This window comes from Terrabacter sp. P2_E3 (genome assembly GCF_056403915.1).
Window position 1 is genome coordinate 95,835 of the sequence record NZ_JBFUEN010000006.1, and the last position, 19,611, is coordinate 115,445.

The 19,611-nt window shown below is 71.9% G+C and carries 21 protein-coding genes; 6 read left to right on the forward strand and 15 right to left on the reverse strand.

The features are described 5' to 3' along the window. Nucleotides 1-77: 77 nt before the first annotated feature. The 5 genes from AC1DW8_RS09475 to AC1DW8_RS09495 form a co-directional block, all read right to left on the reverse strand. Complete coding sequence (locus AC1DW8_RS09475; protein ID WP_056770393.1) at nucleotides 78-584, reverse strand: GNAT family N-acetyltransferase; 507 nt, start codon at nucleotides 582-584, stop codon at nucleotides 78-80. Beyond that, the gene (locus AC1DW8_RS09480) at nucleotides 577-891 is read right to left on the reverse strand and encodes a thiamine-binding protein (RefSeq protein ID WP_030195005.1); all 315 of its coding nucleotides are present in this window, start codon (nucleotides 889-891) and stop codon (nucleotides 577-579) included. The genes AC1DW8_RS09475 and AC1DW8_RS09480 overlap by 8 nt, the downstream gene beginning before the upstream one ends. Nucleotides 892-950: 59 nt before the next feature. Next, nucleotides 951-1,958, reverse strand: coding sequence for a GNAT family N-acetyltransferase (locus tag AC1DW8_RS09485; protein ID WP_478093561.1), 1,008 nt, complete (start codon nucleotides 1,956-1,958; stop codon nucleotides 951-953). A 244-nt stretch (nucleotides 1,959-2,202) separates the two neighbouring features. Beyond that, nucleotides 2,203-3,168 (reverse strand): methylmalonyl Co-A mutase-associated GTPase MeaB, encoded by a 966-nt coding sequence (gene meaB, locus AC1DW8_RS09490; protein ID WP_478093563.1) that lies wholly within the window; start codon nucleotides 3,166-3,168, stop codon nucleotides 2,203-2,205. Nucleotides 3,169-3,188: 20 nt separating this feature from the next. Continuing rightward, the gene (locus tag AC1DW8_RS09495; protein ID WP_056770408.1) at nucleotides 3,189-4,394 is read right to left on the reverse strand and encodes an acetyl-CoA C-acetyltransferase; all 1,206 of its coding nucleotides are present in this window, start codon (nucleotides 4,392-4,394) and stop codon (nucleotides 3,189-3,191) included. Between the two features lie 138 nt (nucleotides 4,395-4,532). Between AC1DW8_RS09495 and mce the strand changes: the two genes are divergently transcribed. Beyond that, nucleotides 4,533-4,976 (forward strand): methylmalonyl-CoA epimerase, encoded by a 444-nt coding sequence (gene mce, locus AC1DW8_RS09500; RefSeq protein ID WP_478093566.1) that lies wholly within the window; start codon nucleotides 4,533-4,535, stop codon nucleotides 4,974-4,976. On the opposite strand, the gene AC1DW8_RS09505 is transcribed toward mce, so the two are convergent. Then, on the reverse strand, nucleotides 4,956-6,209 hold the full coding sequence (locus AC1DW8_RS09505; protein WP_478093567.1) for a glycoside hydrolase family 15: 1,254 nt from the start codon (nucleotides 6,207-6,209) through the stop codon (nucleotides 4,956-4,958). The genes mce and AC1DW8_RS09505 overlap by 21 nt on opposite strands. A gap of 111 nt (nucleotides 6,210-6,320) precedes the next feature. On the opposite strand from AC1DW8_RS09505, the gene AC1DW8_RS09510 reads away from it, so the two are divergent. Beyond that, nucleotides 6,321-7,136, forward strand: coding sequence for a polysaccharide deacetylase family protein (locus tag AC1DW8_RS09510; RefSeq protein WP_478093569.1), 816 nt, complete (start codon nucleotides 6,321-6,323; stop codon nucleotides 7,134-7,136). Here AC1DW8_RS09510 and AC1DW8_RS09515 read toward each other — a convergent pair. Beyond that, the gene (locus AC1DW8_RS09515; protein WP_478093571.1) at nucleotides 7,064-7,717 is read right to left on the reverse strand and encodes a DUF998 domain-containing protein; all 654 of its coding nucleotides are present in this window, start codon (nucleotides 7,715-7,717) and stop codon (nucleotides 7,064-7,066) included. The genes AC1DW8_RS09510 and AC1DW8_RS09515 overlap by 73 nt on opposite strands. Nucleotides 7,718-7,867: 150 nt before the next feature. Between AC1DW8_RS09515 and ccrA the strand changes: the two genes are divergently transcribed. Beyond that, a complete protein-coding gene (gene ccrA, locus AC1DW8_RS09520; RefSeq protein WP_056824349.1) occupies nucleotides 7,868-9,208 on the forward strand; it encodes a crotonyl-CoA carboxylase/reductase in 1,341 nt (446 codons plus the stop codon). 65 nt (nucleotides 9,209-9,273) lie between these two features. On the opposite strand, the gene AC1DW8_RS09525 is transcribed toward ccrA, so the two are convergent. After that, nucleotides 9,274-9,705, reverse strand: coding sequence for an SRPBCC family protein (locus AC1DW8_RS09525; protein WP_056770424.1), 432 nt, complete (start codon nucleotides 9,703-9,705; stop codon nucleotides 9,274-9,276). A gap of 224 nt (nucleotides 9,706-9,929) precedes the next feature. Between AC1DW8_RS09525 and AC1DW8_RS09530 the strand changes: the two genes are divergently transcribed. Further along, on the forward strand, nucleotides 9,930-11,354 hold the full coding sequence (locus AC1DW8_RS09530) for an AI-2E family transporter (protein ID WP_478093575.1): 1,425 nt from the start codon (nucleotides 9,930-9,932) through the stop codon (nucleotides 11,352-11,354). 56 nt (nucleotides 11,355-11,410) lie between these two features. Here AC1DW8_RS09530 and AC1DW8_RS09535 read toward each other — a convergent pair whose 3' ends face one another. Then, nucleotides 11,411-12,298 (reverse strand): NAD(P)-dependent oxidoreductase, encoded by an 888-nt coding sequence (locus AC1DW8_RS09535; RefSeq protein ID WP_478093577.1) that lies wholly within the window; start codon nucleotides 12,296-12,298, stop codon nucleotides 11,411-11,413. A gap of 102 nt (nucleotides 12,299-12,400) precedes the next feature. Here AC1DW8_RS09535 and AC1DW8_RS09540 point away from each other — a divergent pair, with 102 nt between their 5' ends. Then, entirely contained in the window at nucleotides 12,401-12,979 is a 579-nt protein-coding gene (locus AC1DW8_RS09540; RefSeq protein WP_478093579.1) for a TetR/AcrR family transcriptional regulator, read from the forward strand. An 84-nt stretch (nucleotides 12,980-13,063) separates the two neighbouring features. Here the strand turns inward: AC1DW8_RS09540 and AC1DW8_RS09545 are convergent, their stop codons facing one another. Together AC1DW8_RS09545 and AC1DW8_RS09550 are read right to left on the reverse strand one after the other, a co-directional pair. Then, nucleotides 13,064-13,372: a hypothetical protein gene (locus tag AC1DW8_RS09545; RefSeq protein WP_478093581.1), complete on the reverse strand. Its 309-nt coding sequence runs from the start codon at nucleotides 13,370-13,372 to the stop codon at nucleotides 13,064-13,066. 16 nt (nucleotides 13,373-13,388) lie between these two features. Beyond that, the gene (locus tag AC1DW8_RS09550; RefSeq protein ID WP_056770440.1) at nucleotides 13,389-15,167 is read right to left on the reverse strand and encodes a 3-hydroxyacyl-CoA dehydrogenase family protein; all 1,779 of its coding nucleotides are present in this window, start codon (nucleotides 15,165-15,167) and stop codon (nucleotides 13,389-13,391) included. Between the two features lie 85 nt (nucleotides 15,168-15,252). Here AC1DW8_RS09550 and nucS point away from each other — a divergent pair, with 85 nt between their 5' ends. Next, nucleotides 15,253-15,948 (forward strand): endonuclease NucS, encoded by a 696-nt coding sequence (gene nucS, locus AC1DW8_RS09555; protein ID WP_478093583.1) that lies wholly within the window; start codon nucleotides 15,253-15,255, stop codon nucleotides 15,946-15,948. Nucleotides 15,949-16,001: 53 nt separating this feature from the next. On the opposite strand, the gene AC1DW8_RS09560 is transcribed toward nucS, so the two are convergent. From AC1DW8_RS09560 to AC1DW8_RS09575, 4 genes are all read right to left on the reverse strand, one after another. Next, nucleotides 16,002-16,691 carry a DNA alkylation repair protein gene (locus tag AC1DW8_RS09560; protein ID WP_478093586.1) on the reverse strand — a complete coding sequence of 230 codons (690 nt, stop codon included), beginning with the start codon at nucleotides 16,689-16,691 and terminating at the stop codon, nucleotides 16,002-16,004. Then, a complete protein-coding gene (locus AC1DW8_RS09565) occupies nucleotides 16,691-17,038 on the reverse strand; it encodes a hypothetical protein (protein WP_056770451.1) in 348 nt (115 codons plus the stop codon). The genes AC1DW8_RS09560 and AC1DW8_RS09565 overlap by 1 nt, the downstream gene beginning before the upstream one ends. Nucleotides 17,039-17,058: 20 nt before the next feature. After that, nucleotides 17,059-19,077: a protein meaA gene (locus AC1DW8_RS09570; protein WP_056825622.1), complete on the reverse strand. Its 2,019-nt coding sequence runs from the start codon at nucleotides 19,075-19,077 to the stop codon at nucleotides 17,059-17,061. Nucleotides 19,078-19,180: 103 nt separating this feature from the next. Continuing rightward, entirely contained in the window at nucleotides 19,181-19,549 is a 369-nt protein-coding gene (locus tag AC1DW8_RS09575; RefSeq protein ID WP_056770456.1) for an STAS domain-containing protein, read from the reverse strand. Nucleotides 19,550-19,611: the final 62 nt, after the last annotated feature.

Here is a 19,611-nt window from a genome sequence, read left to right on the forward strand (position 1 = left end):
ACACGAGCCGATGTCAGACCGGTCACGCTCGACGGTCGGCGACTTATGCCCGTTATGCGCAGATTGTCCTGCGCGCGTCAGGCGAGGCGGCGGACCATCCGCATCTCCGGGGTGCCGGTCGGCGGGTGCAGCTCGCGCCCACCCTCGTCGACGAACCCGCGCCGCGTGTAGAAGGCCCTGGCCCTCGCGTTGCCCTCGATGACCCACAAGGTCGCGTCGCGGTCGCCGAGGAGCTCGTCGACGAGCCGGTCGGCAACGCCCGTGCCACGGGCGTGCGGGGCGAGGTTGACGGCATACAGCTCCCACTCGGAGGGTGCGTCCTCGTCGCGACTGGGGCCGGCGCTGCCGAAACCCGCGAGCCGGCCGTCAGAATCGACGACCACGAGGGTGCGCTGGGGCGCGTCCGGCGGCAGGGCGACCCGCTCACGCCAGCGGTCCGCGCAGCGCTCGTCACTCAGCCCGGCGAGGTAGTCGGCCGGCATGAGGTCGGCGTACGCGTCGCGCCAGATGGCCATGTGCACCCGGCCCAGCTCGTCGCAGTCCTCGGGTGCGAGCGGGCGCAGGGCCCAGTCGCCCTCAGTCATCCTGCTGACGGCCGAGCGCATCCTCGAGCCGCTCGAGCTTGCCGTCGAGCTCGCCCGTCCAGCCGGGACGGATGTCGGCCTTGAGCACGAGCCCGACACGCGGCGAGGTCTCCGCCAGCACGTCGCAGCACTGCTTGACGACAGCCATGCACTCGTCCCACTCCCCTTCGATCGTCGTGAACATCGCGTCGGTGCGGTGCGGCAGACCGGAGTCGCGCACGACGCGGATGGCTCGGGCGACGGCGTCGGACACGGATCCGGTGTCGTCGGCCGCGACGGTGGGGGCGACGGAGAAGGCGATCAGCATGACCTCACCGTATGCCGCCCCCGCCGTCGTCGCGCGAGCACCCCACCGAGCCGCTCGGCCTAGAAGGCCTTCCTCATCGTCAGTGCTTCCTCGATGATGGCGAAGCCCAGGTCCTTGTTGATCTGGACCATCCAGGGGTTCTGCTCGTCGTTCATCGTCTGGACCGAACGCCGTTCTGGCGCAAGGCGGGCCAGCTCCTCGAGGTTCGCGACCTTGACGGCCATGCCGAGCCGGTGGCCGCGGTGCTCGGGCAGCACGAGGGTGCCCCACTGGAAGACGACGTGCGGGTCCCCGGTCGGGATGGAGAGGTCGGTGTAGGCCGCGACGACGCCGGACTCGCGGTGCACGGCGACCGCCGTGACCATCGTGCGACCGGTGTCGCGCAGGTGCTGGAGCAGCGTCTCGTAGTCATCGACGGTCATCGACTCGGGCTCGAACTCGACGTCGCCCGTGGGGGCGTCGAGGATGAGCCGGTTCGACGCGTCGCAGACGCCCTGACGCAGCTCGTCCGGCACGCCGTCGACGTGGACGGTCAGCTCGTAGAGGTCGCCCATCGCCTCGGCGGCGCGACGCTCGTGCTCGGCCATGACGTCGTCCGCGACCGGGAGCGGGAGCGAGCGCACGATCTCGATGCTCGACACCGTGAAGCCACGGCGGAGGGCGAACTCGCGGTCGGCGTGCGACTCGCGGTCGCCCACCGGCACGAAGACCTCGGTCAGGAGCATGTCCCGGCCTGCCGCCCGGGCCTGCTGCTCCATCCAGTCGACGAGGGCGGTCCCCACGCCCTGCCCGCGGTGCTGCGGGTCGACCTCGAGGTGCGACCAGCACTTGTCCAGGTTGTCGCGTTCGGGGAAGAACACGCGGGCCCAGCCGACGGGTGAGCCGTCGACGACCGCGACCACGCTCTCCTCGCGCTCGCCGGGGAACGAGAAGCGCACCATCTTGAGGAACTCGTCCTCGGTGCGCTGGATCGGCTGCACACGCGAGACGGACTCGCTGCGCGTGGCCACGCCGAAGAGCTCCTTGAGCATGACGTCGTCGTCATGGTCGAGCGGGATGATGTCCATGCCTCGACGGTGACACCGCCGCGTCCTCGGCGCCATCCATTTACGTCCGCCGCGCGCTCGCCGCGGCCGCATGCAGGCCTCCCCCGCGTCCGCATGCCGCCCGCTCCCTCCGCGCCAACGCGGGCCTTGCGAGCGGTCCCCCGCGACACATCAGCTCCGCGCAGCTCTCCGGCACTGACCGCGGGCCTCACCGCGCCACCTGGCTTCAGGTGTCGCGGTGAGCCAGTCAGCCCGAACCCGCCGGTCAGGAGCCGAGCTGCTCGACGAGACGGTCGGCGGCGGCATACGGGTCGGTGCGCCCGGCGATGACGTCACGGGCCAGCGCGGCGACGCCCTCGTGACCACCGACGTGCCCGAGCCGGGCGCGCAGGGTCGTCAGCGCGATGGTCTCGATCTCGTCGGCGACGCGACGCTCGCGGCGCCGTGCCAGCTCGCCGTTCTCCTCGACGAACGCCCGGTGCTTGTCGAGCGCCTCCATCACCTCGTCGATGCCGACCTTCTGTGCCGCAACGGTTTTCACGACCGGAGGCCGCCACAGACCCGGCTCGGTGCGGTCGCCGAGCGAGATCATGTGGCGCAGGTCGCGGACCGTCGCGTCGGCGCCGTCGCGATCGGCCTTGTTGACGACGAAGACGTCGCCGATCTCGAGGATGCCGGCCTTGGCGGCCTGGATGCCGTCGCCCATGCCGGGCGCGAGCAGGACGACCGACGTGTCGGCGAGCCCGGCGATCTCGACCTCGGACTGCCCCACCCCGACGGTCTCCACGAGCACGACGTCGCACCCGGCCGCGTCGAGCACCCGGATGGCCTGCGGCGTCGTGAACGACAGTCCGCCGAGATGGCCGCGCGAGGCCATCGAGCGGATGTAGACGTCGGGGTCGAGGGCGTGGTCCTGCATGCGGACGCGGTCGCCGAGCAGCGCCCCGCCCGAGAACGGCGAGCTCGGGTCGACCGCGAGCACGCCGACGCGCAGGCCCCGCTCGCGGAAGGCGCCGACGAGCGCGGTCGTCGTCGTCGACTTGCCGACGCCCGGCGAGCCGGTGAGACCGATGACCCAGGCGTTGCCGGCATGCGGCGCGAGCGCCGCCATCACCTCGCGGAGGGACTCGTGCCCGTCCTCGACGAGGGAGATGAGGCGGGCGACGGCGCGCGGCGAACCCGCCCTGGCCGACTCGACCAGGGCGGGGACGTCGACGGATCGGCGCGCCACGCGGTGCAGGACCCGGGCGATCAGGCGGTCGCGGGCACGCGGACGATGAGGGCGTCGCCCTGGCCGCCGCCGCCGCAGAGGGCAGCCGCGCCGACACCGCCGCCGCGACGCTTCAGCTCGAGCGCGAGGTGAAGGGCGATGCGGGCACCTGACATGCCGATCGGGTGGCCGAGGGCGATGGCGCCGCCGTTGACGTTGACCTTGTCGACGTCGATGCCGAGCTCCTTGGCCGACGCGAGTCCGACGGCCGCGAAGGCCTCGTTGATCTCGACGAGGTCGAGGTCGGCGGGCGTGATGCCCTCCTTCTCGCAGGCCCGGGCGATGGCGCGAGCGGGCTGCTGCTGGAGCGTCGAGTCGGGCCCGGCAACCATGCCGTGCGCGCCGATCTCGGCGAGCCACGTGAGTCCGAGCTCCTCGGCCTTCGCCTTGCTCATGACGACGACCGCGGCGGCACCGTCGGAGATCTGCGACGCCGAGCCGGCCGTGATCGTGCCGTCCTTGCTGAAGGCCGGGCGCAGGCCGCCGAGCGACGCGGTCGTCGTGTCGGCGCGGATGCCCTCGTCGTTCTTGAAGACGACCGGGTCGCCCTTGCGCTGCGGGATGCTCACCGGGACGACCTCGTCGTCGAAGAGGCCGTCCTTCCACGCCTTGGCCGCGAGCTGGTGGCTGCGCGCCGAGAACTCGTCCTGCTCCTCGCGGGTGAAGGCCTGCTCGCCCGTGTTGGCCTGCTCGGTGAGCAGACCCATGGCCTGGTCGGTGAAGGCGTCCCAGAGGCCGTCGAAGGCCATGTGGTCGCGCATCGTGACGTCGCCGTACTTGTAGCCCTCGCGCGACTTCGTCATGAGGTGCGGCGCGTTGGTCATCGACTCCTGGCCACCGGCGACGACGACGTCGCACTCGCCGGCGCGGATGAGCTGGTCGGCCATGGCGATGGCGTTGATGCCGGAGAGGCAGACCTTGTTGATGGTCAGGGCCGGGACGGTCATCGGGATGCCGGCGGCGTGCGCGGCCTGGCGGGCCGGGATCTGGCCGGCGCCGGCCTGCAGCACCTGGCCCATGATGACGTAGTCGACCTGCTCCGGGGCGACGCCCGCCTTCTCGAGGGCCCCCTTGATGGCGACGCCACCGAGGTCGGACCCGGAGAAGTCCTTGAGCGAGCCGAGCAGCCGACCCATGGGGGTGCGGGCGCCCGCGACGATCACGGAGGTGGGACGGTCAGCAGTCATGGGTGAAGCCTCTTCCGACGTCATTGGGGATGTCGCCGTCAACTCTAGTCGCGACCCCGCGAGGGCCCTCGACGAGCATGACCAAGCGCACACGGCATACAGCAGCCGTATGCCGTCACGCCGCCCTACGTTGGGACCATGAGCGCGACTCCCGACCCCCTCTTCACCCACATCGACCACGTCGGCATCGCGGTCCCCGACCTCGACGCGGCCATCGCGTTCTACGAGGGGACGTACGGGATGCGGATGCTCCACGAGGAGACGAACGCGGAGCAGGGAGTCCGCGAGGCGATGATGGGCGTCGGTGACTCCGGCTCGTGCATCCAGCTGCTCGCGCCGCTCTCTCCCGAGTCGACGATCGCGAAGTTCTTGGGCCGCAGCGGCCCCGGCATCCAGCAGCTCGCCTACCGCGTCACCGACATCGACGCCGTGTGCGCGACGCTCCGCGAGCGCGGCCTCCGGCTGCTCTACGACACCCCGAAGCGCGGCACGAGCGACAGCCGCGTCAACTTCATCCACCCCAAGGACGCGGGCGGTGTCCTCGTCGAGCTCGTCGAGCCGTCAGCCCGCGCCGGACACTGACGTCGCGTCCACACCCGATCGCTGCGCCGCCAGCTCGACCTCGGTGAGGACGACGAGGGCGGCGGTCCAGGCGAGCGGCGCCGGTCCTGCGGGGCTCCCGTCCGGCAGGACCTTCTCCGGCAGGCTCCCCCACGACGTGCAGTGCCCGTCGAGCCAGGTGAGCCAGCGCTCGGCGACGAGAGGGTGTCCGGAGGCTGCCGCGGTGTAGGCGACCATGGCGGTCTCCGGCGTCCACGAGACGCCGTCGCCCTTCCACTCGACACCGGGGGCGAGGCCACCCCCGGCACGCAGGGCCAGCACCGGGTAGTGCTCCCAGGCACGCTCCGCGGCCACGTCGCCCACTGCAGCGAAGGGTGGCATCAGCATGGTGACGCCCGCATCGAGCCCTCCGGACCGCCCGTGCCGCTCGTACGCGGGGCCGAACTCCGCACGGATCAGGGACCGCAGCCCGCGAGCCGCCCGCCTGGCCAGGTCCACCCGCCCGGTGTCAGCCTCGGCCGCGAAGGTCCCGGCCGCGGCCTCGAGCCCGGCGGCGAGCGGAGCCGCCGTGCCGAGGGTGACCCGCCGCTCCGGCACCTCCCAGTAGTCGGGTGACGCCTCGGGCAGGCGGGTGCCCGCCGCTGTCTGCGCCAGGACGAAACGGAAGGACCGGTCGCGCAGTCCGCGCAGCCCAGCGGGCAGGACCCGACCGGGGCTCGCCACCCTGACCTGCTCTAGGGACCAGAGCACCCACCCGGCGCCGTCGCTCTGGCGAGGACGGTCGTCCGGCGGACCGGTTCCGTCCAGCCGGTAGCGCGCCTCGAAGCCGCCGTCGGGCCGTTGGACGCGTGCGAGGAAGCCCAGGACGCGCTCGGCATCGGCCACGTGCCCGGTCTCGGCGTACGCGACGGCGACGAAGGCGGAGTCCCGTGGCCACGCGTACGCCCAGGGGGCGTCAGGGCCGGCCGCGACGGCCCCGTTCGGTCGGGTCAGGGCGTGCAGGTCCTGGAGCGCCTGGGCCGCGACGCGTGTGCGCGCGCCGGCCGCGGGGACCGTGCCGTCGACGAGCCAGAGGGCTTCGGCCAGCGGCTCCACGAGCCGGTCGCCGAGCGCGGCAGGCGCGAGGACGGACGTCGCGCGCCAGCCCGCGCCGTTGCGCAGGACCGGCAGCGGGTCGTCGGCGACGAGCAGCGGGACGAGTCCGGCACCGGCCATCACGACCGCAGCCAGAGCGCCCACCACGGCACGCCGCACGTCCACCTCCCTCGACCCGCGGTCGACCTCCCCGTCGACCGGGCGCCAGTGTGGCACGCGTGGTGCCGACTCGCCCGAGGATCGTGGCGGGCTGCCCTAGCATCGGCTGACATGGAGGTCACACGCCGTCAGGCCCTGACCGCGGCAGCCGGTGCAGCCGTCGGAGCCGCCGGGGCCGTCGGGGCGGTGCGAGTCGTGGAGCGGCTCGACGAGAACACCCCGCTGCCCTTCTACGGCAGCCCGGTCAGCGCCGTCCGTCCCGACCGATCCACCCCCTCGGCGGCAGCCACCTCGGTCGTCTGGGCGGGTGCGGGCGATCAGCGCCGCGTCGCGCTGACCTTCGACGACGGTCCGCACCCCGACTGGACCCCACGGGTGCTGGCCGCGCTCGAGGCGGAGGACGTGCCGGCCACGTTCTTCTGCCTCGGGCGCAACGTGCGCGACCACGGCGCGCTGCACCGCGACAGCGTCGGCCGGCACGAGCTCGCGAACCACACCTTCGAGCACCCCGACCTCGGTCGGCTCGACTGGTCCCGGTGCACGGACGAGATCACGAGGACGACCCGGCTCATGAAGCAGACGTACGGCGTGGCGCCGACGCTCTTCCGGCCGCCCTACGGGCACGTCGGAGGGGCGTCGCTCCTCGCGGCCGCCGAGTCGACCCTCACGACGGTCCTGTGGTCGGCCCAGGCACGCGAGGACCTCGTGGCCAGCCACCCGGACGGCATCGTCGAGGACATCGCGTCGCAGGTGCGTCCCGGCTCGATCATCCTCGCCCACGACACGGGCTCGGACGACCGGCTCATCACCATCGACCGGCTCGCAGCGATCATCCGCAGGCTCCGCGTCGACGGCTACACCTTCGCGACCGTCTCCGACCTCCTGGCGCCGAGCAGCGCCCAGGCGACGGCGGCCAGCCACGGGTAGGTCGGCCACAGGGCGAGGCGCTCGAGGACACCGACCCACGTCGGGTCCCCGAGACGCAGCCCGAACGCCGCAGCCGAGGCCACCATGAGACCGCCGAGCACGAGACCCGAAACGGCGACGCCCCGTGACACGGCGTGTGACCTCCGCAGCGCCTCGGCCGTGACGAGGACGGCGAGCGGCTGGAGGACGAAGACGGGAAGCGCCACGACCCCGTGCCACCCGGGGTGCTGGTCGACGGGCACGAGCCCGACGGCAGCAGCGAAGAGCGCGGACGCGACCCACAGCCAGACGGCGGCGAGCGCCCATCCCCCGGCGCCGAGACGCGGTCGCAGCAGCACGGCGCCCGCTGCCCGCAAGAGGCCGAAGACGACGAACGCCACGTCGAGCGCGGCATGGCCCGAGGAGCAGACGTCGACCGTCGACCCCGCGTGACCGGGCGCGCACGTCAGCATCCCGAGCGCGCTGATCGTGTCGTCGCGCAGGCTGTAGGCCGCCGAGGCGCCGGCGGCGACGAGGAGCTCGACGAGCAGGTAGACCGGCTGGACGAGCCAGCAGCCGAGACCCGCCGTCGTCCGTCGCACGCGTTGACGCTATCCCGTGACCCAGGTCACCTGTGGTGGCCGTCTCAGAAGCGGCTACCCGCGGGTCACGTCTCGCTACGTTCGGGGACACACCGCACGGGTTCGACTCTGTCTCGACCCACCAATGACGCTGCGACGTAAGGACCTTCAATGCAGGCCATCCGCGACGCCATCCTCTCCGGCGACCGCACCCAGGAGACCTACGCGAACATCGAGATCCCCGCCACGTACCGCGGGGCGACCGTCCACAAGGACGAGGTCGGCATGTTCGAGGGGCTCGCCACGCGCGACAAGGACCCGCGCAAGTCGCTGCACATCGACGAGGTACCCGTGCCGGAGCTGGCGCCGGGCGAGGCGCTCGTCGCCGTCATGGCCAGTGCGATCAACTACAACACCGTGTGGACCTCGATCTTCGAGCCGGTCTCGACCTTCGGCTTCCTCGAGCGCTACGGCCGCATGTCGGAGTTCTCCAAGCGCCACGACCTGCCCTACCACGTCGTCGGGTCCGACCTCGCCGGCGTCATCCTGCGCACCGGCCCCGGCGTGACGAAGTGGAAGCCGGGCACCGAGGTCGTCGCGCACTGCCTGTCGGTCGAGCTCGAGGACGCCGAGGGCCACAACGACACGATGCTCGACCCGCAGCAGCGGATCTGGGGCTTCGAGACGAACTTCGGCGGCCTGGCCGAGCTCGCGATCGTCAAGGCCAACCAGCTGATGCCCAAGCCCGGCCACCTGACGTGGGAGGAGGCCGCCTCACCCGGCCTCGTCAACAGCACGGCCTACCGGCAGCTCATCTCCAAGAACGGCGCCGCGATGAAGCTCGGCGACCGCGTGCTCATCTGGGGCGCGTCAGGCGGCCTCGGCTCCTACGCCACGCAGATGGCCCTCGCCGGCGGCGCGACGCCGATCTGCGTCGTCTCCTCGCCCGAGAAGGCCGAGATCTGCCGGGCCATGGGCGCCGAGCTCATCATCGACCGCAACGCCGAGGACTACCGCTTCTGGAACGACGAGGGCACCGAGCAGGACCCCCGCGAGTGGCAGCGCCTCGGCAAGAAGATCCGCGAGCTGACCGGCGGCTACGACGTCGACATCGTCTTCGAGCACCCCGGTCGCGAGACCTTCGGCGCGAGCGTCTACGTCGCGCGCAAGGGCGGCACCATCGTCACCTGCGCGTCGACCTCGGGCTACATGCACGAGTACGACAACCGCTACCTCTGGATGAACCTCAAGCGCATCGTCAGCTCGCACTTCGCCAACTACCGCGAGGCGTGGGAGGCCAACGAGCTCGTCAACCGTGGGCTCATCCACCCGACGCTGAGCAAGACGTACACGCTCGACGAGGTGGGGCAGGCGGCGCTCGACGTCCACCGCAACGCCCACCAGGGGAAGGTCGGCGTGCTGACGCTCTCCCCCGAGCCGGGCCTCGGCGTCACCGACCCCGAGAAGCGCGCGGGCTTCGAGTCGGCGATCAACCGCTTCGCCGACCAGTAGCCGCCCTGCAGCCGTCGCACGAGGGCCGGCCCGCCGTCACGGTGGGCCGGCCCTCGTCGGTTGCGTCAGCGGGACTCGAGCACCCGGGTCAGCTGCTCCTCGGTGTCGTTCGCGAGCTTCTCGAAGACGAGTTTCATCGCGGGCGCGGCGAGGTTGGCGAGCCCGTGCATGTCGAGCTCGGCGTGGTAGGTGATCTCACTGCCCTCACCCGAGGGCAGGACGGTGATCGTGTCGGTCGACGTCGCGCTGTCGTTGCGCCCGACGAGGACGATCCGGGTGTCGGTGAGCTCGGCCAGCTCGTAGTCGAGCTCGGTCGTGACGCCGGCGATCTTCGAGACGTTGTGCCACCGCGCACCGACCGCGACCGGTCCGTCGCCGACGCGCGTGCACGACTCGGTGCCGGGATCCCACTCCTCGGCGTTCGCAAAGTCCTTGAGGTAGGCGATGACGACCGCGGGCGCGGGATGGACGGTGAAGCTGCGGGTCACGCTGGGCATGGGTGCTCCTCGAGCTGGTCGGTGTGCGAGCGACCCCGCCGGTCGGGTGTCGTCGTGTTCTCGTTCACCCGTCCCGTACCCGTATGCCGTCCCGCCCGGGACACGGTCGCGCGCGGGACGGCGCGCGGGCGGCGCGCGGCGTGGCGCCCGGCAGGGCGTCCCCCGCACTGACACGCCACGGGCGACCCGACCCCGTGGGGAGTGCCTGACGTAGGCTCGCGGACGTGAGCATCTGGGGACGGTGGACGGCGTACCGCCGCGCCCAGCGCGCCCGGATGGACGAGTTCCGGGCCCGCGACCTCGGCTTCGACGAGCGAGCATCGCGAGCCGCGTACGGCGAGCCCCCGGCGTCGCCCGAGGCGCCGCCCGAGGCGCCGCCCGACCCCGACCTCCTCTCGACCACGCTCCCGATCGGGGCGGGGTCGTCCGACGCCAGCACGCCCGCCGGCAGCACGCCCGCTGGCAGCACGCCACCCCGCGCCCCGACCGACGCCCCCGGCGCCGCCGCCGGGCCCCACGGGACCGGCGCCACCGCACCGGCCCCGTCGGGGACCGGCGGGGGCAAGCGGGGCAAGGGCAGCCGGCGCGACTTCGGTCAGAGCGGCACCCCGTTCAACCGCCAGTCGCCCTTCTACATCGGCTTCGTGGGCGCCGTCGGCGTCCTCACGGCGTATGCCGTCGTGCAGGCGGTCGGCCGGCTCGGCACCGTCATCACGCTGCTCGTCATCTCGTTCTTCCTGACGCTCTCCCTCAACCCCCTCGTCGAGGCGCTGACCCGGCGCAACCTGCGCCGGGGGTGGGCCGTCACCATCGTCTTCCTCGGCGTGCTCGCCGTCTTCGCGCTCGTCGGATGGGTCGTCATCCCGCCCGTGGCCGACCAGGGCGGCGAGCTCGCCACGAACGCCCCACGGCTCTTCGACAACCTCCTCGCGAACCCGTGGGTGCAGGACGTCGACCACCGCTACCAGCTCGTCCAGCGCATCCAGGAGGAGGTCAACAAGCGCGTCGCCGACGGCAACCTGTGGGCCGGCGTCTTCGGCGGCGTCCTCGACGCGGGCAAGGTCATCGCGACCGGCGTCTTCAGCGGGTTGACCGTCCTCGTCCTCACCCTCTACTTCCTCGCCTCCCTCCCTGCGGTCAAGCAGGCGGCCTACGCCCTCGTCCCCGCCAGCCGGCGCCCGCGCACGGTCTCGCTCGCCGAGGAGGTGATGCGCCGGGTCGGGTCGTACGCCATCGGCCAGGTCGCGGTGGCCGCGATCAACGCGTTCTTCGCCTGGATCATGATGAGCCTCATCGGACTCCAGTTCGCCGCGGTGCTGGCGGTGCTCGTCGGCTTCCTCGGGCTCATCCCGATGATCGGCGCCACCCTCGGGGCGACCGTCGTCGCCGTCGTCGCCTTCTTCGACGAGCCCAAGAAGGCACTCATCGTCATCATCTACTTCATCGTCTACCAGCAGATCGAGAACTACGCCGTCATGCCGCGCATCATGCAGCGCACCGTCGCGGTCCCCGGCGCCGTGACGGTCGTCGCCGCGCTCGCCGGTGGAGCCCTGCTCGGCATCCTCGGCGCGCTGCTCGCGATCCCCTTCGCCGCAGGGGCGCTGCTGCTCTACGAGGAGGTCCTCGTCCCCCGCCAGCGCCGGCACTAGCCGCCGACTCCACCCGATGGCGTATGCCGTGTGCCGGGGACCCGACGAGGCGCTCCCTACCCCGGGCGGCCGGCGTCCCGCCGCTCCAGCGCGGTCACGACGGCCGCCATGTCGAGCGCCCCCAGCCCGGCGGCCTCGGTCTCGCGGAAGAGGTCACGGGTCGCTTCAAGCACCGGGCTGTGCGCCCCGACCGCCCGGGCCGCCTCGGCGATGAGCCGGGTGTTGGTGTGGACGTCGCGCACGGCCGCCTGGGCCTCGAAGTCACGGGCCACGAGCTTGGCGAGCTTGGCGGCCGACACCGCGCTCGCCATCGGACCGGAGTCGAGGGCGCGCCGGAAGACCTCGAGGTCGAGGTCGAGACGGTCGGCGAGGTGGAAGGCCTCCGCCAGCCCGGCGACCATCGTGCAGAGGTAGAGGTTGACGGCGAGCTTGGTGCCCGTCCCGGCGGGGACCTCGCCGCACCGGACGACCTCGCGGCACATCGCGGCGAGCAGCGGTGCGACGCGGTCGACGACGTCCGGTCGCCCGCCGACGAGGGCCACGAGCTCCGCCCGCTCCGCCGGGATGCGCGACCCCGAGACGGGTGCCTCGGCGTAGTCGCCCCCGGCCCCCTCGACGTCCCGGGCCAGCCCGGCAGAGAAGCCGGGCGACGTCGTGCCGAGGTGCACGAGCGTGCGCCCCGACACCAACCGCGTGAACGCAGCGCTCCCCCGCTGCAGGACCTCGTCGACCGCTGCCTCGTGGGCCAGCATGAGCAGGACGACGTCGCTCGCCTCGAAGACGGCCGCCGGCGAGGGACCCACGACGGCTCCGAGGCCCTCGAGCGCAGCGACCCCACCCGGAGACCGGTTCCACACGGAGAGAGGAACACCCGCGCGCCGCAGGTTGGCGGCCATGGGTCGTCCCATGATGCCGAGACCGATGAACCCGACTCGCGTCTCCATTGCCGCCTCCGACCTTCCCGCGCTATATGACAACTGTCATAGTAGCGGCCTGAGCATGACAGGTGTCATAGTCGAGACCCACGTCGAGCACCGGAAGGCGCCATGTCAGCCAGCACGCACGGACCGCGCGAGCGCATCGTCTACGAGACCGCCCAGCGCCTGCGGCGGGCCGGCGTCACCGGCACGGGGCTGCGAGAGGTCGTGGTTGCGGCGGACGCACCGCGCGGCTCCCTCCAGCACTACTTCCCGGGCGGCAAGGACCAGCTCGTCGGCGAGGCCCTCGAGTGGGCCGGCACCTGGGCCGCCGAACGGGTCGACGAGCACCTCGCCAGGATGAGACGGCCGACCCCCGCGCGGCTCTTCGCAGCGATCGTCGACGACTGGGCGACCGACCTCGCGGTCCGTGACTTCGAACGAGGCTGCCCGGTCGCCGCCGCGGTCGTCGACTGCGCGGACACCAACGAGGCCGTGCGGCAGGCTGCCAAATCGGCCCTGGAGACGTGGCAGCGCCCGATCACCGACGCCCTCGCCTCGATGGGCCGGACGCCCCGACGGGCGCAGGCCCTCTCGACCCTCATGCTCTGCGCCCTCGAGGGAGCCATCGTGCTCGCCCGGGCGCAGCGCGACACCGCCCCCCTGCGGCTCGTGGCCCGCGAGCTCGCCCCCGTCCTCGACGCCTGAGGCTCTCACGCCCTGACGCCCCGACGCGGTTCGATGCATCCCGCGGTCACGGGCGACCGGTGGACACATCGACCGGACGAGTCGTCAGCGGTAGGAGTTGCCGCTCGGACGGGCGTCGCGCTTCTGCCAGCAGCCGGTGTGCCAGTGCCGCCGGTCCCCGAGCCCGCCCACGCCCTCGGCCGGCCACACGACGACGTGCGCGAGGCCCGGGGGGATGTCCTGCTGGCAGCCCGGACACAGGTAGTCACGGGTGGCGGACGCGCCGCTCACCGAGCGCACCGTCCAGCGCGTGCCGGCATACGACTCCTCACGCGTGGAGCCGCCATGGATCCGCGTCACGTCGAGCGGCACGTGCTCGCGCGCGTGCTTGCTGGGACGTCGACGCGAGGGCATGGCTCCAGCGTAGGTGTCAGGCGTAGGTGCGGAAGCCACGCCCCGTCTTGCGGCCGAGGTAGCCGGCCGTGACGAGGTGTTCGAGCAGCGGCGCCGGCGCGTAGCCGCGCTCACGGAACTCGAGGTAGAGCTCGCGCTCGATGGCGAGCGACACGTCGAGGCCGACGACGTCGAGCAGCTCGAACGGACCCATCGGCAACCCGCAGCCGGTCTTCATGGCCGTGTCGATGTCGTCGGCCGTGGAGTAGTTGGCCTCGAGCATCTTCACGGCGTCGTTGAGGTAGGGGAAGAGCAGGGCGTTGACGATGAAGCCGGCGCGGTCGCCGCACGTCACGGCGTGCTTGCCGACCGTCGCGCAGAGCGCCCGCACCGTGGCGACGACGTCGTCGGCGGTCGAGACCGTGTGCACGACCTCGACGAGCTTCATGACCTGGGCCGGGTTGAAGAAGTGCATGCCGATGACGTCCTGGGGACGCTTCGTGGCGGCCGCGCACTCGACGACGGGCAGTGAGCTCGTCGTCGTCGCGAGGATCGCACCGGGGCGGCAGATCTCGTCGAGGTTCTCGAAGAGCGCCCGCTTGACGGTGAGGTCCTCGACGACGGCCTCGACGACGAGGTCGACCTGCGCGAGGTCCTCGAGGCGGGTCGTGCCACGCACGTGGGCCAGCGCCGCGTCGCGGTCCTCCTCGGTGGCCTTGCCGCGCTGGACGGCCTTCTCGAGGCTCTTGGCGAGCGCGGCCCGGACGGCCTCGACCTTGGCGTCGCTGCGGGCCACGAAGGTCACGTCGAGACCGGCCTTGGCGAAGACCTCGACCATCCCCGTGGCCATCGTGCCGGAGCCGACGACGCCGACCGTCCGGATCGGGCGCGTGCCGGACGTCGAGTCCTCAGCGGCGGCGGGCGTCAGGGCGTCGTCGACGACTGCCGAGCTGCCCGGTGCGGCATACGTGTAGAAGCCGCGACCGCTCTTGCGACCCTTGAGCCCGGCGCTGACCATCTGCTTGATGATCGGGCTCGGCGCGTGCAGGCGGTCACGGCCCTGCTTGTACATCGTGTCGAGGATCTCGTAGGCGGTGTCGAGGCCGATGAGGTCCATGAGGGCGAGCGGGCCCATGGGGTAGCCGCAGCCGAGCTTCATCGCGGCGTCGATGTCCTCGCGGGTGGCGTACTTGCTCTCGTACATCGCGACGGCGTGGTTGAGGTAGCCGAAGAGCAGCGCGTTGGCGATGAAGCCGGCCTTGTCGCCGACGATGACGGGCTTCTTGCCGAGCCGCTCGGCGAGCGCCTTGACGTCCTCGAAGATCTCGTCGCTCGTGATGACGGTCTTGATGACCTCGACGAACTGGAGCACGGGGGCCGGGTTGAAGAAGTGCATGCCGACGACGCGCTTGGGGTTGATCGTCGCGACGGCGATCTCGGTGACGGGCAGCGAGCTCGTGTTCGTCGCGAGGATCGCGTCGTCGGAGACGATGGCGTCGAGCTTGGCGAAGATGTCCTTCTTGAGGTCGAGGTGCTCGGGCACGGCCTCGACGACGAGCTGGCACTCCTTGAGGTCGGCCATGTCGCTCGTGAAGAGGACCCGGGCGTGCAGCGCGGCCTGGTCCTCGGCTGCGAGCTTGCCGCGGGAGACGGCCCGGTCGGTCGAGTGCTGCAGGACGCCCTTGCCCTTCTCGACCGCCTCGTCGGTGACCTCCACCGCGACGACGTCGATGCCGTTGCGTGCGAAGACCTCGACGATGCCGGCACCCATGGTGCCGAGTCCGATGACGCCAACCTTGGTGAACTCACGAGCCATGGGCGAAAGTCTCGCAGAGGGTGTGCGCCGCCCACACCCGCCCAGGGCGTGACGCTGCCCACGCCCCCTCCTCTAGGGTGGACCGGTGCGTCTCGTCATAGCCCGGTGCAGCGTCGACTACGACGGTCGCCTCACGGCCCACCTCCCGCTCGCGACCCGCCTGCTCGTCGTCAAGGCCGACGGGTCGGTGCTCGTCCACAGCGACGGCGGCTCCTACAAGCCGCTCAACTGGATGTCGCCGCCCTGCACGATGGCCGAGGTCGAGCCGGACGAGGTCCAGGCCGGCGAGGGTGTCGTCGCGGTGTGGCGGGTCCAGCACGCCAAGAGCGAGGACCGCCTCACCGTCCTGCTCCACGAGGTCCTCCACGACTCGAACCACGAGCTCGGCGTCGACCCCGGCCTCGTCAAGGACGGCGTCGAGGCGCACCTGCAGAAGCTGCTCGCCGAGCACATCCACACCCTCGGCCACGGCTGGTCGCTCGTGCGCCGCGAGTACATGACGGCCATCGGTCCGGTCGACATCCTCGCGAAGGACTCGGCCGGCACGAGCGTCGCCGTGGAGATCAAGCGCCGCGGCGAGATCGACGGCGTCGAGCAGCTGACCCGCTACCTCGAGCTGATGAACCGCGACCCGCACCTCGCGCCCGTGACCGGGGTGTTCGCCGCCCAGCAGATCAAGCCACAGGCGCGCACGCTCGCCGAGGACCGCGGCATCCGCTGCGTCGTGCTCGACTACGACGCCCTCAAGGGCATCGACGACGCGGAGTCCCGCCTCTTCTGACCCACCGAGGGCGTATGCCGTGTGGCCGCCCGGGCGCACCGGCGCACCGGCCCTCACACCCAGCGCGAGCGAAGGTCCGGCGGCAGCTTCTCGACGGCGAGCCGGACGGCGGGGCGCGGCATCCCCTCGACGTGCTCCTCGAGGAAGGCCACCAACCGGTCGCGGTCACGCTCACCGGCGTGCTTGGCAAAGATCCCGACGGGCTTGTGCACCAACGGATCCCGGTCGGTCGCGAGCTGGGCGGCGAGCTCCCAGCCGATCTCCACGTCGTCGGTGTCGAGGAAGCCGAGCGGCGCCGTCATGGCGGTGCGCCGGCGCAGCGGCTCGGGCGAGAGCGCGAGGTCGCGCAGGATCTGCTTGTCACGACCGACGAGCCACAGGCCGATGACGCGGGGCGCGGCCCGGTCGACCATGTCCCACGTCGTGATCCGGTCGTGGTGGCCGAGGTAGGTCCGGGCGAGGGTGCCGCGCCCGTGACCGTCGATCCGTTTGCGCCGTGCCTTGAAGTCGAGGATGCAGAGGGCCGCGAGCCGGGGCTCGTAGGCCGGGCGGGCGAGCAGCTGCTGCACCTCGCTGAGCGGGAGCCGCGTGTGTCGCTTGGCGATGGCGAAGAGCGTGCCCATCCGCACGCCGAGCGCCTCCTCGTCGGGGGCGAGGCGCTTGCGCACCGATGCGAGTGCCTCCGGCGAGACCTCGGCCTCGAGCTCGGCGACCACGGTCCCGGCGGTCGCCGCCGACGCCATCAGGACAAGCCCTCGATCGGTTGGGCGGTGACGCCGTCGGCGTCGACGAGCAGCAGGACCGGGTCGGGCGCCTCCCCTCCGCGCACGACGACGACGGTCTCGCCGCGGTGCCGGTCGACGAGCTCCTCGAGGCCCGATGAGCCGTCGTGGAGGTCGCCGTGCCCGAGGTGCGAGGGCACGCCCAGGTCGTCGGCCAGCGACTCGACCGGGCCGGTGTCGGGGACGTCGTCGGCGGCATACACCGCCTGGACCTTCTCGAGGTGGATCGCGGACGCCAGCCACGCGACGTCGGAGAGCGCCGGAGGGTTGACGACGATGACGCGCGCGGCGCACTGCAGGTCGCTCATACCTGCGACGCTACGCCTGCTCAGACGGGCGCGGACTCGAGGGGCGCAAGACCCCGTGCGGCGCGGATCACACCCACCATCTCGCCCATGATGTCGTTGAGGCCGAAGTCCTTCGGCGTGAAGACCATGGCGACGCCGGCGGCCCGCAGGGCGGCGGCGTCGGACTCGGGGATGATGCCTCCGACGATGACCGGTACGTCGCCGGCACCCGCCTCGCGCAGGCCACGCAGGACCTCGGGCACGAGCTCCATGTGCGAGCCGCTGAGGATCGAGAGCCCGACGAGGTGGACGTCCTCGGCGACGGCGGCCGCGACGATCTGCTCGGGAGTCAGCCGGATGCCCTGGTAGACGACCTCGAACCCGGCGTCCCGGGCCCGCACGGCCACCTGCTCGGCGCCGTTGCTGTGGCCGTCGAGGCCGGGCTTGCCGACGAGGATGCGCAGCTTCTCGCCGAGCTCGTCGCCGGTGCGCGCGACGAGCCGACGGACGTGGGACAGGGCGTCCCCGGGCTCGCTCGCGCCGACGCCCACCGAGCCGGAGACCCCGGTGGGTGCGCGGTACTCGCCGAACTGCTCGCGCAGGGCGGCGGCCCACTCCCCCGTCGTCAGCTCGGCACGGGCGCACTCGAGCGAGGCCGCCATGAGGTTGACGTCGGTCGCCGCGTCGGCGCGCAGGCGCTCGAGAGCCGCCGCGGCGCGCGCCCGGCGCTCAGGGTCTGCGTCACGCGTCTCGCGCCACGCGCGTACGGCCTCTGAGGCGTGGTGCTCGACGTCGGCGTCGACGGTCTGGATCGCGGTGTCGAGGTCGGCCGTGAGCGGGTTGGGCTCGGTGGTCTCGAAGCGGTTGAGCCCGACGATGACGGCCTCGCCCGTCTCGATGCGGCGTCGACGCTCGGCGTGGGAGGCGACGAGCGCGGACTTCATGTAGCCGGACTCGACGGCGGCGACGGCGCCGCCCATCTCCTCGACCCGGGCCATCTCTGCCTTCGCCCCGGCCACGAGCTCGGCGACCTTGGCCTCGACGACGACAGACCCGGTGAAGAGGTCGTCGTGCTCGAGCAGGTCGGACTCGTAGGCGAGCACCTGCTGCATGCGCAGGCTCCACTGCTGGTCCCACGGGCGCGGCAGACCGAGCGCCTCGTTCCACGCCGGCAGCTGGATGGCGCGGGCCCTGGCGTCCTTGGAGAGCGTCACGGCGAGCATCTCGAGGACGATGCGCTGGACGTTGTTCTCGGGCTGGGCCTCGGTGAGGCCCAGGCTGTTGACCTGGACGCCGTAGCGGAAGCGGCGGGCCTTCGCGTCGGTCACGCCGTAGCGCTCCCGGGTCAGCTCGTCCCACAGCTGCACGAAGGCGCGCATCTTGCACATCTCCTCGACGAACCGCACGCCGGCGTTGACGAAGAAGGAGATCCGGGCGACGACACTGGCGAACTCCTCGGGCGGCACCTGCCCCGAGTCGCGCACGGCGTCGAGCACGGCGACCGCCGTCGACATGGCGTAGGCGATCTCCTGCACGGGGGTCGCCCCGGCCTCCTGCAGGTGGTAGCTGCAGATGTTGATGGGGTTCCACTTCGGGATCTCGCGCACCGTGTAGGTGACCATGTCGGTGATGAGCCGCAGCGACGGCGCGGGCGGGAAGACGTAGGTCCCGCGAGAGAGGTACTCCTTGATGATGTCGTTCTGGGTCGTTCCGGCGAGCTCGTGCACCCAGGCGGCCGGGTCCTCGCCGGCGGCCTCGGCCTGGCGCTCGGCGGCGACCTGGTAGAGCGCGAGCATCCACATCGCCGTCGCGTTGATCGTCATCGACGTGTTCATCTCGCGGAGCGGGATGGCGTCGAAGAGCGCTGCCATGTCGCCGATGTGGCTGATCGGGACCCCGACCTTGCCCACCTCGCCGCGGGCGAGGACGTGGTCGGGGTCGTAGCCCGTCTGGGTCGGCAGGTCGAAGGCGACGGAAAGGCCGGTCTGCCCCTTGGAGAGGTTGCGGCGGTAGAGCGCGTTGCTCGCAGCGGCACTCGAGTGGCCGGCATACGTGCGCATGACCCACGGTCGGTCGGGCGTCACCCGGGCGGCCGGATGCGGCGTGCTCTCCGTCGAAGACATGGCTCGACGGTAGCGGCGGGGTGCAGCGGTGGGGAGGCGCTCAGGCGGTGAGAGGCGCCACAGTCAGGCTCGCCGGTGCCGGATGCCGCGGGGCGAGGATGCGCTCGAGCCGACACCCGCGCAGCAGGCGCGTCGTGCGGTCGCTCGCGTCGACGAGCAGCAGCCGGCGCTCGGCGCGGGTGGCGCGCCGGTGGAGGTGGACGATGACACCGAGGCCCGTCGCGTCGCCGATCTCGGCGCCGCCGAGGTGCAGGCGCAGCTCGCCAGGACCCTGGTTGATGACCGCGTGGATCGCGTCACGGATGTCGGGCACCGTGTGGACGTCGAGACGCCCCTCGATGATGACATCGTGGCCGTCGGGTGCGTCGAGCACTCTGACCGGACCCCTGCGGTGGGTGTTCAGCGTCATGTAGACCCCTCTCAACGCTGTGCCGTCACCATGATGACGCCTCAGCCAGCCAAAACGTTGCC

Bases quoted from the DNA above. Each gene is read 5' to 3' on its own strand.
- AC1DW8_RS09565 (WP_056770451.1), bottom strand. From the start codon at position 17,038: ATGAGCGACCTGCAGTGCGCCGCGCGCGTCATCGTCGTCAACCCTCCG.
- AC1DW8_RS09480 (WP_030195005.1), bottom strand. From the start codon at position 891: ATGCTGATCGCCTTCTCCGTCGCCCCCACCGTCGCGGCCGACGACACC.
- AC1DW8_RS09575 (WP_056770456.1), bottom strand. From the start codon at position 19,549: ATGACGCTGAACACCCACCGCAGGGGTCCGGTCAGAGTGCTCGACGCA.
- AC1DW8_RS09525 (WP_056770424.1), bottom strand. From the start codon at position 9,705: ATGCCCAGCGTGACCCGCAGCTTCACCGTCCATCCCGCGCCCGCGGTC.
- AC1DW8_RS09535 (WP_478093577.1), bottom strand. From the start codon at position 12,298: ATGGAGACGCGAGTCGGGTTCATCGGTCTCGGCATCATGGGACGACCC.
- AC1DW8_RS09540 (WP_478093579.1), top strand. From the start codon at position 12,401: ATGTCAGCCAGCACGCACGGACCGCGCGAGCGCATCGTCTACGAGACC.
- mce (WP_478093566.1), top strand. From the start codon at position 4,533: ATGAGCGCGACTCCCGACCCCCTCTTCACCCACATCGACCACGTCGGC.
- AC1DW8_RS09485 (WP_478093561.1), bottom strand. From the start codon at position 1,958: ATGGACATCATCCCGCTCGACCATGACGACGACGTCATGCTCAAGGAG.
- AC1DW8_RS09475 (WP_056770393.1), bottom strand. From the start codon at position 584: ATGACTGAGGGCGACTGGGCCCTGCGCCCGCTCGCACCCGAGGACTGC.
- AC1DW8_RS09545 (WP_478093581.1), bottom strand. From the start codon at position 13,372: ATGCCCTCGCGTCGACGTCCCAGCAAGCACGCGCGCGAGCACGTGCCG.
- AC1DW8_RS09550 (WP_056770440.1), bottom strand. From the start codon at position 15,167: ATGGCTCGTGAGTTCACCAAGGTTGGCGTCATCGGACTCGGCACCATG.
- AC1DW8_RS09570 (WP_056825622.1), bottom strand. From the start codon at position 19,077: ATGCGCACGTATGCCGGCCACTCGAGTGCCGCTGCGAGCAACGCGCTC.
- AC1DW8_RS09560 (WP_478093586.1), bottom strand. From the start codon at position 16,691: ATGGCGTCGGCGGCGACCGCCGGGACCGTGGTCGCCGAGCTCGAGGCC.
- ccrA (WP_056824349.1), top strand. From the start codon at position 7,868: ATGCAGGCCATCCGCGACGCCATCCTCTCCGGCGACCGCACCCAGGAG.
- AC1DW8_RS09495 (WP_056770408.1), bottom strand. From the start codon at position 4,394: ATGACTGCTGACCGTCCCACCTCCGTGATCGTCGCGGGCGCCCGCACC.
- AC1DW8_RS09510 (WP_478093569.1), top strand. From the start codon at position 6,321: ATGGAGGTCACACGCCGTCAGGCCCTGACCGCGGCAGCCGGTGCAGCC.